Genomic DNA, 14881 nt, shown 5'->3' with positions numbered 1-14881 from the left:
TTTTCTGGTAATTGATAAGCAAGAGCGGCAATCGGAAATTAAAAAAGTCGCCTGGTAGTAGTAAGGCGACTTTTATTCTGATTAGTGGATTTTTAAAGCACAATATTTACAATTCTGCCTTTTACTACAATTACCTTTTTAGGTGTTTTTCCGTCCAGGTATTTTTGAACATCTGCACTGGAAAGCACCAGTTTTTCTATTTCCGGAACTTCTAAACTCAAAGGAATGCTTAAATTCATCTTCATTTTCCCATTAATTGAAATGGGATAAGCAAACTCATCCTCTACCAGGAAATCCGGATTAAACGCCGGATAAGTCGCGTATGTTAAAGTACCCGCTTCATTTCCCAGCAGGCTCCATAATTCTTCGGTAATATGAGGAGCATACGGAGCAAGGACAATGACAAGCTCCTGTAATATCTTTCGTTTATTGCATTTCAACTCCTGCAGTTCGTTTACACAGATCATAAAACTTGAAACTGAAGTATTGAAAGAAAAGCGTTCAATATCTTCCTCCACTTTTCTGATGATCTTATGAAGCGATTTCAATTCGGCCTTTACTGGTTCATCATCCGAAACAGAAAATTCAAATTTATCGTTATGGAATAACTTCCAGAACTTCCGGAGGAATTTAAATACACCTTCAATTCCATTGGTGTTCCAGGGTTTACTTTGCTCAAGAGGGCCAAGAAACATTTCATAAAGCCGTAAAGTATCAGCACCATAACGTTCAATAATATCGTCGGGATTTACGACATTGAACTTAGATTTAGACATTTTTTCAATTTCAACTCCGCAGATGTATTTTCCGTTTTCCAAAATGAATTCTGCCTCTGCGTATTCTGCCCTTGACCCTTTGAATTTCTCAAGATCAAGGATATCGGTGTCAACAATATTTACATCAACATGTAAAGCAGTTGTTTTGTACTGATCTTTAATTCCGGCAGAAACAAATGTATTGGTTCCCTGGCCCTGCTCATTAATCAGCCTGTAAACGAAATTCGACCTGCCCTGAATCATTCCCTGATTTATCAGCTTTTTAAAAGGCTCTTCTTCTATTACATAGCCAAGGTCTTTCAAAACTTTATTCCAGAAACGGCTGTACAGTAAATGGCCTGTCGCATGTTCAGAACCACCGATATAAAGATCTACGTCTTTCCAATATTCAATAGCCGGTTTTGGCGCAAAAACATCTTCCTTTCTTTCTTCCGGAGAAGCCATATAACGGTACCAATACCAACTGGAACCCGCCCATCCGGGCATTGTGCTTAATTCATATTCATACTGCCCCTGATATTTCCAATTCTCTGCCCTTCCCAAGGGGGGCTCCCCTGTTTCTGTAGGAAGGTATTTATCAATTTCCGGCAATACCAAAGGAAGTTCTTCTTTACTGATAAGATGAGGTAACTCTTCTCCGCTTGTATCAGCAGGCTTAAAATATACCGGCACAGGTTCTCCCCAGTACCGCTGGCGACCAAAGATAGCGTCCCGCATCCGGTATTGCACTTTCGCTCTGCCAGCACCCAGCTCTTCCAACTTTTTAATTAGTACTGGAACCGCTTCCTGGTAAGTTAGGCCATTTATAATTCCAGAATTAATGTATTTTCCTTCCTTAGTTGCATCGGCTTCCTGTTCCAGGTCTTTTTGAGAATCAAGGATTTGAATAACAGGAAGATTATATTGCCGGGCAAATAAATAATCCCGCTGATCTCCTGATGGTACCGCCATTACAGCGCCTGTTCCATATCCTGCCAAAACATAATCAGCTATCCATACCGGAACTTTCTCTCCGCTTACAGGGTTAATTGCATAACTTCCGGTAAAAGCGCCTGAAACTGTTTTCGTATCAGCCATGCGGTCTAATTCCGACTTCTTTTTAGTTTGGCTGATATAAGCTTCTATTTCCCCTTTATGTTCAGCAGTTGTTAACAACGGAACAAGTTCGTGCTCGGGAGCCAATACAAGGAAACTTACCCCATATAACGTATCTACCCGGGTAGTGAATACTTCGATAGGACCAATTTCCCCTCTCCCGATAGCTATCGGGATGGAAAGGCTAAACTTTACTGAAGCCCCCACGCTCTTTCCTATCCAGTTCCTCTGCATCTCTTTCAAAGGTTCGGGCCAGTCGATTGTATTTAACCCCTCAAGCAAGCGGTCTGCATAAGCGGTGATACGCATGCTCCATTGCATCATTTTTTTCTGTTCAACGGGATGTCCACCACGTTCTGATACTCCGTCTTTCACCTCATCATTCGCCAAAACAGTTCCTAAGGCCTGACACCAGTTTACTGTGCTTTCTTTTAAATATGTAAGCCGGTATTTTAAAAGTTCCCGTTGTTTGTCATCTTCAGACATTTGCTTCCACTCTTCAGCAGATAATACCAGAACATCTTCATCGGCCACCGCATTTAAAGCTGCTGTACCATAAGTTTCCAAATGAGTTACCAGCGTGTTTATTGATTCAGCTTTATCAGATTCCAGGTTATACCAGGAATTGAATAATTGCATGAAGATCCATTGTGTCCATTTGTAATAAGAGGGATCGCTGGTACGTACTTCGCGACTCCAATCAAAAGAGAAGCCAATGTTATCCAACTGCTCGCGGTATCTTTTTATATTGGTTTCGGTTGTAACAGCAGGATGCTGACCGGTTTGAATAGCATATTGTTCTGCAGGCAAGCCAAAAGAATCATATCCCATTGGGTGCAAAACATTAAATCCTCTTAACCTTTTATATCTTGCGAAAATATCAGAAGCTATGTATCCCAGAGGATGCCCTACGTGAAGTCCCGCCCCGGAAGGATAGGGAAACATATCCAACACGTAGTATTTTGGCTTTTCTGAGTTATTATCAACCTTATAGGTTTGGTTTTCTGCCCAAAATTGCTGCCACTTTTTCTCAATATCTCTGAACTGATAATCCATGAATCGTAATAATAAAATGCGAAAATAAGAAAATACCCTATTTATAAGGGTACTTTCAATATTATCTGTATTACGATTAAATAATAAGAGCTTATTTTAAGGAAGGATGCGATTAAGCGTGGATCATTTTGGCTTCATACCAGGTAGAAGCAGCGCCAATAACGCTCGCCTGTTCGCCTAAGACTGCCCGTAGAATTGGAATTCTAATGCCAAGAGCAGGCATTTTCCTGGTCAGGTTATCGAAGAAGAAACGATTAAACGTTTCCATAAAGCCTCCGATAATTACTATTTCAGGATTATGCTGGCTTATAAAACGTACTAAAAACTGCGATATATTTTCTGCAAATTCGTCAAACACAAGCTGTACCCTTGAATCGGTAGCTGCAAGCTGTTTTAATTCTATCATGTCTCTTACTTTAATACCTGACAGGGTTTCAAAGCGTTGAAGAAGCCATCTTATAGAAATATAATCTTCAGCTACTCCCTCAAACAAAGGCATATCTTTCAGGTCTGCATCTTGAACCACACCATTTACATAGGTTGCACTGCCAAGACCTACACCAAGGGTTACTCCCAGAGATCTTCTGAAACCTCTTCCAGCTCCTCCAAAAACTTCTCCCTGTAAAAAACACGCGGCATCGTTCAGCAAACGAATGTCTGCGGGCGTAATGCCCATTTGAGCAGAAAGTAATTCCTTCAGATTTGATTTATATAAACTATCGTACCGGCCTTTATCGTTCATTAAATAAACACCCGTATCGTACTCGCACAAACCCGGCAACCCAATTCCCAGCTTTACTTTTGATGCAGAACCTGCCACATCTTTTAAAACCTTAGCCCATGATGAAATTATTTCATCAGCCGAACCGGAAGGATTAACCCTTTTTCGTTGTAAAGAACTTCCAATAACTTTTCTCGTTTCCAGGTCTACAATACCTGCAGAAATGTGAGCGTCTTCTATGGCAACTCCTATTACAATCTCGTTATTCATACCAAAACATTTAAAGCAAACTAAAATTTTTATGCTTGTACGCAAAAATATAAAAAGGGTTTAAAGTATTATAATTTAAAAGAAGGGTTTATTTTTCGTGTGCCTTCAATTTGTTAAAAGATGTAATTCTTTATATTTAACCTTTATTAGCTTGCGTTAAATCTTTATTTTCGCAATCTGATTTAGCCCATACAAGATGGAAGAATTTGAAGAAAGCTCTGCAGCACGGAAAACTAAAACAATATATATAAGCACTGTAATAAGCATTGCGCTTGTACTGCTTATGCTGGGTTTACTTGGCCTTATACTTGTACATGCCAAAAACCTTTCTAACTATGTAAAGGAAAACATTGTACTTAATATCATAGTGAATGAAGGCGCTAAAGAAGTGGATGTACTGGCTTTGCAAAAACAAATTGATGCCAATAAGTATGTATTAAAAACTCAATATGTGAGTAAAGAACTTGCGGCCAGGAATTTAACCAACGACCTTGGAGAAGACTTCGTTGAATTTTTAGGCTACAACCCGTTGCTTTCCTCAATTGATGTTTATATGAAGGCAGAATATGCCAATAATGCCAGCATTACAGCTCTCAGCAAGCAACTAGGCCGAAATCCGCTGGTAAAAGAAGTGGTTTATCAAAAATCATTAATTGATATGGTAAACCAGAATATACGCACAATCGGGCTTGTTATTCTTGCCTTCGCTCTTATTCTTCTGATCATTGCCGTTGCCCTCATTAATAATACGATCAGACTGGCTATTTACTCACAACGTTTCCTGATAAAAAGTATGCAGCTGGTAGGTGCTACAAAAAACTTTATACGTAAACCGTTTATAGGGTTTGGGATTCTACATGGGTTAATAGCGGGTTTAATAGCGGTCATTCTCCTGCTTCTTACCTTGTATTTTGCCCAGCAACAGGTACCCGAACTCATTATACTGCGAAACTGGTTCGAATTTATATTTGTATTTTTGGCAGTTATTGGTGTAGGAATACTTATCTCTGCTCTGAGTACTTATTTTGCAGTGAGCAAGTATTTACGTTTAAAAATTTACGACCTTTACAGATAATGGCACAAAAAAAAATTACAGATACAGAAAGCAAACATATCGGCTTTGTATTTGGAAAAGATAATTACCGCTGGATGTTAGTCAGTATTGCAGTGGTTGCATTGGGTTTTATCCTGATGATTGGCGAAACAGATATTTACAATTTCCGCAAGATTGTACTGGCTCCTATCGTAGTTCTTATCGGATTTACCATTGGCTTCTTCGCCATTTTAAAAAAATCTGATCGCTAAATGTCCGTTCTTCAAGCAATAATCCTGGCAATCATCGAAGGCCTTACCGAGTTTTTGCCTGTTTCTTCAACAGGCCACATGATTATCGGTTCTTCCATCATGGGAATTCAGTCGAATGAATTCGTTAAACTCTTTACGGTAGCAATACAACTTGGAACTATATTATCGGTAGTAGTATTGTATTTCAAGCGCTTTTTTCAAAGCTTTAATTTTTATTTCAAACTGCTTACAGCCTTTATTCCGGCTATCATTTTTGGAGTTTTATTCAGCGATATGATCGACAGGCTCCTTGAAAGTCCGCTTACTGTTGCCATCACGCTATTGCTCGGAGGCATTATTCTTCTTTTTGTAGATAAATGGTTTAACAATCCTACCATTGAAAACTCTGATAGCATTTCTTTTCCTACAGCTTTCAAAATAGGACTCTTCCAATGTATTGCCATGATTCCCGGTGTGTCAAGATCGGCTGCTACAATTATCGGAGGAATGTCGCAAAAGCTTTCTCGTACAGCTGCTGCCGAGTTTTCATTCTTTCTGGCTGTGCCTACCATGTTCGGAGCGACCGTTAAAAAAATATACGACTTCTATAAAACAGGCTACACCATTACAAACGAAGAAATAAATCTTTTGATAATTGGGAACATTGTAGGATTTATTGTTGCCATGATTGCAATTAAAAGCTTTATCGGTTATTTAAGCAAGCACGGCTTTAAACTGTTTGGATGGTACCGAATTATTATTGGCGGAGTTATTCTTGCTTTTTTATTAGCAGGACATGAACTGCAGTTGGTTTGATGAACGAAATAACAAAAAAAAGCCTTCGGGATTTTCAATTCCAGCAAGGCGAACTTCTTCTTATAAATAAGCCCTATCACTGGACCAGCTTTGATGTGGTAGGAAAAATCAGGAACTCGTTAAAACCCCTTAAGGTAAAGGTTGGCCATGCCGGCACTCTCGACCCGCTGGCAACAGGTTTGCTTATACTGTGTACCGGAAAACTCACTAAAGAGATTGATAAATACCAGGCACAGGAAAAAGAATATACAGGAACCATGATATTGGGCGCCACCACTCCTTCTTACGATTTGGAAACAGAGGTAGATGAAACGTTTAGCATCTCCACGCTCAGTGCGGAACAATTAAAACAAAACTGCTTGAATTTTATAGGCGAGATTGATCAGTTTCCACCGGCACATTCAGCTGTTAAGATTGACGGCGAAAGATTGTATCTGAAGGCCCGCAGAGGTGAATCGGTAGAATTAAAATCGCGAAAAGTTACGATTTCTGAGTTTGAACTTACACGAATTGAACTTCCTGAGGTTGATTTCAGAGTGGTTTGCAGCAAGGGAACTTACATCCGTTCCCTGGTACATGATTTTGGGAAACGGCTTCAGAATGGTGCCTACCTTTCTAAACTGCGCCGCACCAGAAGTGGAGACTTCAAAGTAGAAAACGCATACGAAGTGATGGAACTGGTTACTCTTATACGCGATTTAAAACACCAGGAGCAACTAAAGTAAATTTTTAAGAAATGAAAGTTTACAAGAATTTAGCAGAGTTCGATAAAAGAAATTCAGTAGTAACTATTGGTACTTTCGACGGTGTTCACATCGGTCATAGAAAGATTATTTCACGGTTACTTGAAGTAGCTGAACAGCGTGGAGGAGAAACTGTAATTCTTACCTTCTTCCCGCATCCACGCATGATTATCCATCCTGAAGATGTAAACCTTAAACTAATAACTACTATAGACGAAAAGGCCGAGTTACTGGAAGACCTTGGAATTGATCACCTGATTATTACCCCTTTTACCAGGGATTTTTCGAATCTGGCGCCGGAAGAGTATATTAAACAAATCCTGGTAGAGCAGATCGGCACGCAGCAAATTGTTATAGGATACGATCATCGTTTCGGAAAAAACCGTGAAGGCGGACTTACTGACTTGTTAAGGCTTGCTCCTCAATATAACTTTGAAGTGGAAGAAATTCCTGAGCAGGATATTCACGATGTGGCAGTAAGTTCAACAAAAATCCGTGAAGCTCTTTTAAAAGGAGATGTCAGGACTGCGAAGGATTTTCTAGGCTATCATTTTCACATTACCGGGAAAGTAATTCGCGGCGACCAAATTGGCCGCAAACTGGGATTTCCTACAGCCAATCTTTTAATTGCCGAAACTTATAAAATCTTACCTGCCGACGGTATTTATGCTGTAAGAGTAGAGGCTGATAAAACCTTATTTAACGGCATGGCCTACCTGGGCTCACGCCCTACCTTAAATGGGATGAGCAGAAATATTGAAGCCAATATTTTCAATTTCGATCAGGATTTGTACGGTAAGGATATTCGGTTGCACTTTATAGAGTTTATAAGAGGTGATGCCAGGTTTGATACGCTGGAAGATTTGCGCCGGCAAATAGAGAAAGATCAGGATACGGCTTCACTAATCCTTCAAAATAAAGATTTCTGATTATATTAGTGTGTGTCCAGACTAAACATAGACAAGCACGAAAAGGACTTCTTAGAAAACGTCATTGATCACTGGCAAAAAGAAGGAGTGATTTCGGCTGAGACAGGCCAGTCTTTGAAAGAGTCGTACGAAGTAAAAGGTTTTGATTGGAAAAGGTTGGCTCAATATTCTTTCTGGGTTGCTCTCGCCTGTGGTATCATTGCTATTGCGTCCCTTGTAATTGATGATACAGTAATAAACTTCCTGAAAAAACTTTATAATACGCCGGATATAGCAATCAGCATTCTATCCGCTGCAATTGCTGCCTTTCTTTTTTATAAAGGACAAACACAAAAGCGAAAAAACCCGCAGCATGTTTTCAGCAATGAGGCGGTGGTTTTTATGGGCGTATTGTTTACCGCAAGCAGTATTGCCTTCCTTGGTAAGGCGCTTGATAATGGTTCCGGACACTTTTCAATCCTGTTCCTGCTTTCGGTACTTGTATATGGAATATTAGCAGTTAAATTCAACTCAAAGCTAATCTGGGCATTTGCACTTATCTCTTTAGGCAGCTGGTTCGGCACCGAAACCGGTTACCAAACCAATTGGAGCAATTACTTTTTAGGAATGAATTACCCGTTCCGCTTTGTTTGTTTCGGCGCTTTACTCGTTGTCTGTCGCTTGTTTATTACCCAAAAAGGCAAATTAAAAGAATTTGATAATCTCACATATATCATTGGCCTGATGTATCTTTTTATCTCGCTCTGGCTTCTATCTATTTTCGGAAATTTCGGAACACTGGAAGACTGGGTAAAAGTAAAACAGTCAGACCTTATTTATTGGGGCGTAATTTCTTCTATGGTATCTCTCGGATCTATGCTTTACGGATTAAAAAGAAAGGAACCTATCGCCCGCGAATTTGGAATTATCTTTCTGCTCATAAACATCTATACCCGGTATTTTGAATACCTGTGGGACATTACTGATAAAACCATCTTCTTTGGAATTCTGGCGGTTTCTTTCTGGCTTATAGGCCGAAAAGCGGAAAAAATATGGAACCTGGAATTTCTAAAGAAGTAATAATCATTTAAAAAACACCCAGATAAGTTTAATTATATGCAGGGCGGCCAGTAAAAAAAAGACAAAGGCAATGCTCCTGTTTATAATACGGTTACTTAACGCAAACTTATCCTGAATATACCGGGCAAAACGAACAAACAAGTACAGGCAGATAAATGCACCTATTGCCGCTCCTATTGAAAATATCTGCAGTCCCCATCCCGCCGTAGTAATCCAGTGGTGCGAAATAAGATACGTCCCTCCAATCATCCAGAAAGGAATTTGCATCGGATTAAAAATGCCTAAAATTATCCCGTAACGTACACTGTCTCGTTTTCTGAACTGAACCTGCTTTGGATGCGTAGAAGCCCTTAAACTTAAAAAACCGAGGATTAAAAAAACGACAATAAGTATCCAGTCAAGTAAATAAAGCCATTTTTCATTGGAAGCAAACCATTCCGCGAAACGCATTAACACGTAGGTACAAAAACCTTCTACAATGGAAAAGGTAGTTATAAAATAAAGCGCTTGCTTTACTCCCCGGTTTACTGCTATCTGTACAGTAGTAAGATTAATATTTCCAAGAGGGATGTAACCGAAAAAATTAATGACAATAGCAACAAAAAAAGTCAGGAAGAGCATTAGTAGGAAATATTACAGCACTTGCCACATGAAAATCCTAACTCCATATTCGCTTGCTACGTATTAATTAATGGAGATAGAATAAGTTATTTCAACTCCCCCTGCAGCAAGCATATCATGTACAGAACAGTATTTTTTAACTGCCAGTTCTGCTGCTTTTTCAGCTTTTGCCTGATCTATATCGCCGCTCAGTTTAAAATCAAGATGGATTTTAGTAAACACCGCCGGTATTTTATCTGCACGGTCGCCTTGTGCACTAACTGTAAAATCTTTTACTTCCTGGCGCTGTTTCTTTAAAATTGATACCAGATCCAGCGAACTGCATGAAGCCAGCGCAGCAAGCACCAGTTCCATGGGGCGTACACCTAATCCCTGGCCACCAATTTCCGGCGAGCCATCAATATGTACTTTTACTGACCCTGAACCACTCGCTTCAAAATGAACCGCATCGTTTAATCTTTTTAATTCTACTTTCATACTTATTTAGAGCTATCTAAGGCTTGTTGAATATCAGAAATAATATCATCAGAATCTTCCAATCCTACCGATATACGGATAGATCCGGGCTGAATACCGATAAGGCTGCGTTCTTCCTCCGCCAATTTTGAATGTGTGGTAGAAGCAGGATGTGTTGCAATTGTTCTTGAATCTCCGAGATTAGAGGTAAAAAGAATCATTTGCAATGAATCAATAAAACGTTTCGCCCGTTCAAATCCTCCCTTAATAACAAAAGTTACTATTCCTCCGCCCTGTTTCATTTGTTTTTTTGCCAGCTGATATTGTGGGTGAGAGGGTAAAAAAGGATACCGTACTTCTTCAACCTCGGGATGCTGCTCCAGCATTTCGGCCAATTTTAAGGCGCTACTGCAATGCCTGTCCATCCTAATCGCTAATGTTTCTAAACTTTTAGAAAGAAGCCAGGCATTAAAAGCCGACATCGCCGGACCGGTATGGCGGATAAAAAACATCAATTCCTTCATCAGATCTTTGCGTCCAACAACCACGCCGCCTAAAACCCGTCCCTGCCCGTCCATGTATTTTGTAGCAGAATGGCTAACCAGGTCTATCCCGTATTGAATTGGTTTTTGCAGATAGGGAGTAGCAAAACAGTTGTCTACATTTAAAATTATATGAGGATATTTTTCCTTAAAACCACCCAGCCATTCCAGGTCAACAAGTTCTAAACCGGGATTCGATGGCGTTTCCAAAAAGATCATTTTTGTTTCCGGCCGAATTGCTGCTTCCCATTCTTCTGGTTTTAAAGCGTCCACGTAAGTACTTGTAATTCCCCACCTGGGAAACAGCTGGTTTAATAACTGATGAGTAGACCCGAAAATTGAACGACAGGCTACAACATGATCTCCTGACTTTAACAATCCCGCCATTGAAGCGAAAACCGCAGCCATCCCCGAAGAAAATGCTAAACCTGCTTCAGCCCCTTCAAGTTCACATACTTTCGTAATGAATTCAGAAGTATTGGGGTTTGAATAGCGGGAATAGATATTTCCTTCCATTTCATCGGCAAAGATTGCCCGCCCCTGCTCGGCATCGTCAAAAATAAAACTGGATGTTAAATATAACGGTACAGAGTGTTCTCTGTTAAACGATCTTTTCGCCTGAGTACGAATTAATTTGGATTGTTCTTTCATTAAGTGTTGATTTCCCTGCTTTTTAAAATAAAGCAAGGGCAAATTTAAAAATACTTCTCAGGCTAACCAAAACAACAATAATTCCTACTGCAACCATAATTGATTTTGCCGAAATTTTATTCGATACACGGGCAGCAATAGGTGAAGCAATAGCACTGCCAATTACAAGGCCTATTATAGCGTCCCAGTGCGGTGTATTTAACATGGTAACAAACGTAAGAGAACTTAATGCTGCTACAAAAAACCGCGAATATTTCACTGTTCCTAAAGAAAACCGTGGATGTCTCCCTCCGGCAATCAGTGAAGATAATACAATAGATCCCCAGCCGCCGCCGCCAACAGCATCGATAAAACCACCGCCAAAGCCTAAAAGACCTATTTTTTTAATCTTTTCTTTTTTAACACCGTCTTTTTTTCTTGAATTAAAGGCTTTAATTAAAATAACAGCTCCAAGAATAAATGTATAAATGGAAACAACGGGTTTAGTATAATGACTGTAATGTTCCAGGGAAGATAACAGATAAGCACCTAATACAGCCCCGATAATACCTGGCAGCAGCAACATTTTCAGTAGCTTTTTATTTACATTCCCCATTCGCTTATGCATGAGGCCTGCAATTCCGTTACTTAAAACTTCCGATAAGTGCACTGCTGTACTTGCTGAAGCGGGAGGAATTCCCATAGATAAAGCGAAAGTGGTTGAGGTTACACCGTACGACATTCCGATAGCGCCATCAATCATTGCAAAAATGAATCCTGCAGCAAGGAAATAATAAAAATGAGGATTAATTTCCTCAACATATATTTTAAAATCAGGAACCTCGCTCCAAAGAATTTTAAACAACAAAAACAGGGTTATCAAAATACCCAGAAGAATTGATAACCTGTATTTTATATTCATACTTTTCTTTGCCTCGGCTACAGCCACAACTGTTGAATTTTGCTCAGAACTATCGCTGATATTCATACTTACAAATAAAGTTTTTTGTAAACCGGCACAAAAGTACACAAACTCTACGATTTTTATAGAGTATTATGAAATAATACGTTTTTCTTACTTCGTGATTAAAATTGTGCCTTTAAAAATTTTCCTGTGTATGAATCGGGGATGTTAATTAAGTGTTCAGGAACACCTTCAAACACAATATTTCCCCCGTTATCACCTCCCTCAGGGCCAATATCGATAACCCAGTCGGCAGACTTAATAACGTCCATATTGTGCTCTATAACAATAATCGTATTTCCTTGTTCTATCAAGGCCTGAAAAGAAGTTAATAATTTTTTGATATCATGAAAATGCAACCCGGTGGTAGGCTCATCAAAAATAAAAATAGTATTGCTGCTATTATTTCCTTTAATTAGAAAAGAAGCAAGTTTTATACGCTGCGCTTCCCCTCCGGATAAAGTATTGGACGACTGGCCTAAATGAACATAACCGAGTCCAACGTCAGAAAGCGGCTGCAACTTATTAAGAATTTTCGGCTCGTCTTTAAAAAACTCAAGCGCTTGTTCAATGGTAAGATCAAGTATTTCTGAAACGTTTTTTCCTTTGTAGCTTATATCAAGCACATGCTGTTTAAACCGCTGTCCGTTACAAGCTTCACAAGGCAAGTAAATATCAGCCATAAACTGCATTTCGATCTTCACCTCTCCTTCTCCCTGACAAACATCACAACGGCCGCCTTCTACGTTAAATGAAAAAGCAGCAGGTTTTAAACCCGAAGCTTTCGCGGCAGGCTGTGAGGCAAATAAATTTCGTATTTCATCCCAGGCTTTTACATAGGTAACCGGATTGGAACGCGAAGAACGCCCTATTGGGTTCTGATCGACCAGTTCCACCTGCCTGATTTTATCATAATCACCTTCAATACTATCATACGCTCCGGTTTGTTCTCCAGAATAATTCCCTATTGCTTTTTGCAAAGCCGGTTGAAGAATTCGCTTTACCAAACTCGTTTTACCCGATCCTGAAACGCCGGTAACACATGTTAATACATGAAGCGGAAACTTTACATCTACATTTTTAAGATTATTTTCTCTTGCTCCTTTTATCTCTACAAAATCTGTCCATACCCTTCTTCTGCCTGGAATTTCAATTTTCTCTTCCCCGCTTAAATACAAACCAGTTAAACTGTTGGCATCTTTAGTGATCTCCTCATAGGTGCCCTCAAAAATCAGTTCACCTCCCTGAGTTCCTGCGGCTGGACCGATGTCGATCAGGTGATCTGCAGCTTCCATAATTTCCTTTTCATGTTCCACAACCAGCACTGTATTTCCTACATCCCGCAAAGATTTAAGCACAGAAATTAAACGATGCGTATCCCGGGGGTGTAAACCAATACTGGGTTCGTCGAGTACATAAACAGAGCCAACTAATGAACTGCCCAGAGAAGTTGCCAGATTGATACGCTGCGATTCACCTCCGGAAAGTGTATTTGAAAGACGGTTCAACGTGAGATAACTTAGTCCTACATCGTTTAAAAACCTGATCCGGTTTGTAATTTCTGTTAGAAGCCTGCGGCCAATCTTCTGCTCTCGTTCATTCAGTTCCAATTCATTGAAAAACGCTAGGGCCGTATCCAAAGGCATCAGCACTAAGTCAATTATAGATCTCCCGGCTATTTTTACATAGGAAGCATCCTGCCTCAAGCGGCTTCCTTTACATTCCGGGCAGGTTGTTTTTCCGCGATATCGTGAAAGCATGACGCGGTATTGTATTTTATAGGTCTGTTCTTCCAGGTGTTTGAAAAATTCGTTTAACCCCGAAAAATATTGATTTCCCGTCCATAATACCTGTTGCTGTTCGTCAGTAAGCTGATTGTACGACCGGTGTATAGGGAAGTCAAATTTAAGAGCGTTTTTAACCAGCTTATCCAGCCACTCCTTCATTTTTTCTCCACGCCATGGAGCAATTGCACCGTCGTAAACCGACTTGCTTTTGTCCGGTATTACAAGATCCTCGTCAATGCCAATTACCTTACCATATCCTTCACACCGTTTACAGGCACCGTAAGGATTATTAAAACTGAAGAAATTTGGACTAGGCTCTTCAAAACGTATTCCGTCTAACTCAAACCGATCGCAAAAAACATGTGTTTGCTCATTCTCTTCAACAAGACAATCTCCCTTTCCTTCAAAAAATGCAGTTTGTACCGAATCTGCAATTCGGCTCAAGGTCTCCTCTTCCTGATTTACGGTTATACGGTCAATTACAATTTTTATCCGCCCCGGTTGAAGCGTATTGTCTTTTACAGAATCATCTTCAAGTAATTCTTCTATTCTTGCCAATTTATCATCCAGATACACCCGTAAAAAACCTTTTTGAAGCAAAATAGCGAGCTCTTCTTTTACAGAACGGTTATTATGAGGATGCAAAGGACAGGTAATTGTAACAGCTGTTCCATCCGAAAGCTCCGAGATGAAGTTTACCACATCTGTAACAGTATCCTTTTTAACTTCTCTCCCCGAAACAGGCGAAAATGTTTTACCAATACGGGAATACAGTAATTTCAAATAATCATAAATTTCGGTAGAAGTGCCTACTGTTGAACGCGGATTACTGGTAATTACTTTTTGTTCAATGGCAATTGCGGGGGCAATTCCTTTAATATAATCAACATCGGGTTTATTCATGCGGCCCAAAAACTGTCGGGCATAGGAAGACAAACTTTCTACATACCGGCGCTGCCCCTCGGCATATAAGGTATCAAAAGCCAGGGACGATTTTCCCGAACCCGACATTCCGGTAACAACTACCAGTTTGTTTTTAGGTATTGTTACATCGATGTTTTTTAAATTGTGCACTCTTGCACCTTTTATAATAATAGAATTCTGAGGATTCGTTTCAAACTGTTTGCTCATG

The 14881-nt window shown here is 39.8% G+C and carries 13 protein-coding genes; 6 read left to right on the top strand and 7 right to left on the bottom strand.

Going from position 1 to position 14881, the window contains the following annotated elements; all coding sequences use genetic code 11:
• Window positions 1-92: 92 nt before the first annotated feature.
• Together leuS and ACLCDL_RS07470 are read right to left on the bottom strand one after the other, a co-directional pair.
• Window positions 93-2927 (bottom strand): leucine--tRNA ligase, encoded by a 2835-nt coding sequence (gene leuS, locus ACLCDL_RS07475; protein ID WP_423147661.1) that lies wholly within the window; start codon window positions 2925-2927, stop codon window positions 93-95.
• Between the two features lie 112 nt (window positions 2928-3039).
• Window positions 3040-3918: an ROK family protein gene (locus ACLCDL_RS07470; protein ID WP_423147660.1), complete on the bottom strand. Its 879-nt coding sequence runs from the start codon at window positions 3916-3918 to the stop codon at window positions 3040-3042.
• Between the two features lie 196 nt (window positions 3919-4114).
• On the opposite strand from ACLCDL_RS07470, the gene ACLCDL_RS07465 reads away from it, so the two are divergent.
• The 6 genes from ACLCDL_RS07465 to ACLCDL_RS07440 are packed head-to-tail and all read left to right on the top strand — an operon-like array spanning window position 4115 to window position 8749.
• The gene (locus ACLCDL_RS07465) at window positions 4115-4993 is read left to right on the top strand and encodes a cell division protein FtsX (RefSeq protein ID WP_423147659.1); all 879 of its coding nucleotides are present in this window, start codon (window positions 4115-4117) and stop codon (window positions 4991-4993) included.
• The gene (locus tag ACLCDL_RS07460; RefSeq protein ID WP_423147658.1) at window positions 4993-5223 is read left to right on the top strand and encodes a DUF3098 domain-containing protein; all 231 of its coding nucleotides are present in this window, start codon (window positions 4993-4995) and stop codon (window positions 5221-5223) included. Before ACLCDL_RS07465 ends, ACLCDL_RS07460 begins: the two co-directional genes overlap by 1 nt.
• Entirely contained in the window at window positions 5224-6018 is a 795-nt protein-coding gene (locus ACLCDL_RS07455; RefSeq protein WP_423147657.1) for an undecaprenyl-diphosphate phosphatase, read from the top strand. It abuts the gene before it with no gap.
• Window positions 6018-6743 carry a tRNA pseudouridine(55) synthase TruB gene (truB, locus tag ACLCDL_RS07450; protein ID WP_423147656.1) on the top strand — a complete coding sequence of 242 codons (726 nt, stop codon included), beginning with the start codon at window positions 6018-6020 and terminating at the stop codon, window positions 6741-6743. The genes ACLCDL_RS07455 and truB overlap by 1 nt, the downstream gene beginning before the upstream one ends.
• 11 nt (window positions 6744-6754) lie before the next feature.
• A complete protein-coding gene (locus ACLCDL_RS07445) occupies window positions 6755-7690 on the top strand; it encodes a bifunctional riboflavin kinase/FAD synthetase (RefSeq protein ID WP_423147655.1) in 936 nt (311 codons plus the stop codon).
• Between the two features lie 12 nt (window positions 7691-7702).
• On the top strand, window positions 7703-8749 hold the full coding sequence (locus tag ACLCDL_RS07440) for a DUF2157 domain-containing protein (protein WP_423147654.1): 1047 nt from the start codon (window positions 7703-7705) through the stop codon (window positions 8747-8749).
• 3 nt (window positions 8750-8752) lie between these two features.
• On the opposite strand, the gene ACLCDL_RS07435 is transcribed toward ACLCDL_RS07440, so the two are convergent.
• The 5 genes from ACLCDL_RS07435 to uvrA form a co-directional block, all read right to left on the bottom strand.
• Window positions 8753-9370 (bottom strand): lysine transporter LysE, encoded by a 618-nt coding sequence (locus tag ACLCDL_RS07435; RefSeq protein ID WP_423147653.1) that lies wholly within the window; start codon window positions 9368-9370, stop codon window positions 8753-8755.
• Window positions 9371-9433: 63 nt separating this feature from the next.
• Entirely contained in the window at window positions 9434-9847 is a 414-nt protein-coding gene (locus tag ACLCDL_RS07430) for an OsmC family protein (RefSeq protein ID WP_423147652.1), read from the bottom strand.
• Between the two features lie 2 nt (window positions 9848-9849).
• Window positions 9850-11019, bottom strand: coding sequence for a trans-sulfuration enzyme family protein (locus ACLCDL_RS07425; RefSeq protein WP_423147651.1), 1170 nt, complete (start codon window positions 11017-11019; stop codon window positions 9850-9852).
• Between the two features lie 22 nt (window positions 11020-11041).
• A complete protein-coding gene (locus tag ACLCDL_RS07420) occupies window positions 11042-11986 on the bottom strand; it encodes a sulfite exporter TauE/SafE family protein (protein ID WP_423147650.1) in 945 nt (314 codons plus the stop codon).
• 98 nt (window positions 11987-12084) lie between these two features.
• Window positions 12085-14880, bottom strand: a complete 2796-nt coding sequence (gene uvrA, locus ACLCDL_RS07415) for an excinuclease ABC subunit UvrA (RefSeq protein WP_423147649.1) — start codon at window positions 14878-14880, stop codon at window positions 12085-12087.
• Window position 14881: the final 1 nt, after the last annotated feature.

The sequence above is a fragment of the Rubrilithobacter danxiaensis genome (assembly GCF_047272945.1).
In the GTDB taxonomy this organism is placed as follows: Bacteria; Bacteroidota; Bacteroidia; order Sphingobacteriales; family Sphingobacteriaceae; genus Rubrolithibacter; species Rubrolithibacter danxiaensis.
Note: the sequence above shows the minus strand (reverse complement) of the source record. Positions and strands in the feature narration are given on the sequence as shown.